The organism is Endozoicomonas sp. ONNA1, assembly GCF_024606325.1.
Taxonomy (GTDB): Bacteria; Pseudomonadota; Gammaproteobacteria; order Pseudomonadales; family Endozoicomonadaceae; genus Endozoicomonas_A.
Window position 1 is genome coordinate 1 of sequence record NZ_JAHHPN010000283.1, and the last position, 2,044, is coordinate 2,044.

Below are 2,044 nucleotides of genomic sequence, written 5' to 3' on the forward strand. Positions count from 1 at the left end.
ACCCATGTAGTAATCAGGATCCGATGGATAAGCTGAGCCAATGGTTAGATCATTGTCAAACTGATCGACGACGGTGTTACAGGTAGAATTGTCGAAGCGCATGACGTTTTCTCTGGGCCATAAGAATATAGAGAACAACACCCCACTGCCAGTTGGTAAACCGGGTGTTGGAGTGACCGTTTCAGTGGGTACGAATATAATGGTTTTAGTGTTTCTCATGGTCAACTGCACTTGCCCCTCAGCTTGATAACAGCGAACGTTCAATGCAGCGTTCAGAGGACCCATTTCTTCTTGTGTGCCTGGCAGGAGATAAAATTCAGAGTCCTTAAATCGATAGACGAACTGCTCTTCTGCTCCTCTCCCATCCCTAAAATGGGTACATCCCAGCACTACCGGTTGGACGCCCTTATGATGACCCGCCGGATCCATTACCACCTTGATATTGTCTGCAAGAAAAATACCTGCCCCCTCCAGCTCCAGAATACCTGAAGGTTTATGCATCTGAGTGGTGGGAAGTTCTGAGGCAACGGTTGCTGATGAACTGCCCCTGTCTGAAGGGTTTCTGGAATTAATTTCGATATTCGCCAGATAGTAGACAGAATCATTATGGGGTGCCGACATCACATAATGATCCTGTATGCCTCCTTCAATTACAAACTCGGCGAGAACATTAATGCTGTTCCCCACAAAAGCTGAGTTATCGGGTAACTGAAAACTCTTTACGTCTCTGGTAGGACCAGTCACGGCTACTGTCAATGGTAATTCATAAACAGCTGGCTGTCCCTTTCCGGATGATCTCTCAGCATCAAAGATAAATAAAGTTGGATAGGTGGTCCGAAAAGCCTCATGATCCAGCCTTGTTGTAGCCGATATTTTTCTTATCCTGACCGTTTCAGTAATTGGAGATGCACTGGGTGAAGCAGTTGTGGAAGCACTTGTAGAAGCATTTGTGGAAACACTTGTGAAAGGTTTTGTTGCAGATATCTGATTGTTCTTTTCCCTGATAAGTGCCTTAAAAGCTGGTAAATGTTGACTGCAAACGCCCTTATCATCATCACTGGTTAATTCAGAACAACTATAGACATCTGTATACGTGAAACTACCCGTTGGCCCGTCCGTGGCGTAAACGTGACAAGGTAAGGCAAAAATTGATGACAATAGAGCAACCGCGAACCCGGATCTGGAACTATTCATAACTGCACTCTGTCTGCTATTTGAAAGTCAGAACATAGACATCCTTGCCCTGATAATCCTGTCTAAGGTCGCCCTAAATCCTAGACCGGATATTTCATAAATAAAGGCAAGCCTTCTTTAAATCAGAAATCATTCAACCGGGCTGAGATTCGGAGTTTTCCGAGAGTACTGCCATAAGCAAGCCGACAACTGTTGACAGACCGCCGACTTGTGGAGGCTTTTTTGCAACATGCTACAGTTGCTTTTCCAGTTCTGACATCTTTGGTTCTGGCGATGGAGTGAAGGATCCACTCCTTCCTCTCAATCTACTGATACATTTTGGTAACAACTGGAATGCGGGAAGACCCAATCCCAATGTTGTAGCTAATGCCTGACTGGTATACCTTATCCAGGTCGGCTTGATCCGTTTTGAAAAATAGAACCAGGTTTGAGTTATAAGCCCCCCAAGAAACAGGCCAGCACCTGAGGATGCTTTCACCCATGTGGGTGTTTTTTCTGACACTTCCAACTCTCTTGGTTCAGCTTTGCCAACAATACTGATAACCGGAACCAGATCGCTTGTATTATCTGCATCAGAAATAAATTTGGATGAAGTGTAGGCCACCTGGGTTGTATAGGGAGAGACTGTAGAAGAAGCGGATAAAAGTGATGAAGCAGGTGAAATGGCTGTTGGCATAGTGCAATTACATGCAACATCAAAACCTGCCGAAGACCATGCGCTCACTGAAGCAAACCCTGCTCTATAACTCTTCCCATTTACGGCCCAACAGCGAGGATCACTAGCATGATCAAACAATACCCAACCCCATGCCTGCTCTCTGTCTTTTAATCCAAATGCCCCATTCATCAT

2 protein-coding genes are annotated in these 2,044 nt (G+C 45.2%); both read right to left on the reverse strand.

Going from position 1 to position 2,044, the window contains the following annotated elements:
• On the reverse strand, window positions 1–1,194 hold a 1,194-nt coding region (locus tag KDK19_RS06655), incomplete at its 3' end, for a hypothetical protein (RefSeq protein ID WP_257274703.1).
• Window positions 1,195–1,426: 232 nt separating this feature from the next.
• The coding region (locus KDK19_RS06660) for a hypothetical protein (protein WP_257287655.1) at window positions 1,427–2,044 on the reverse strand (618 nt) is incomplete at its 5' end.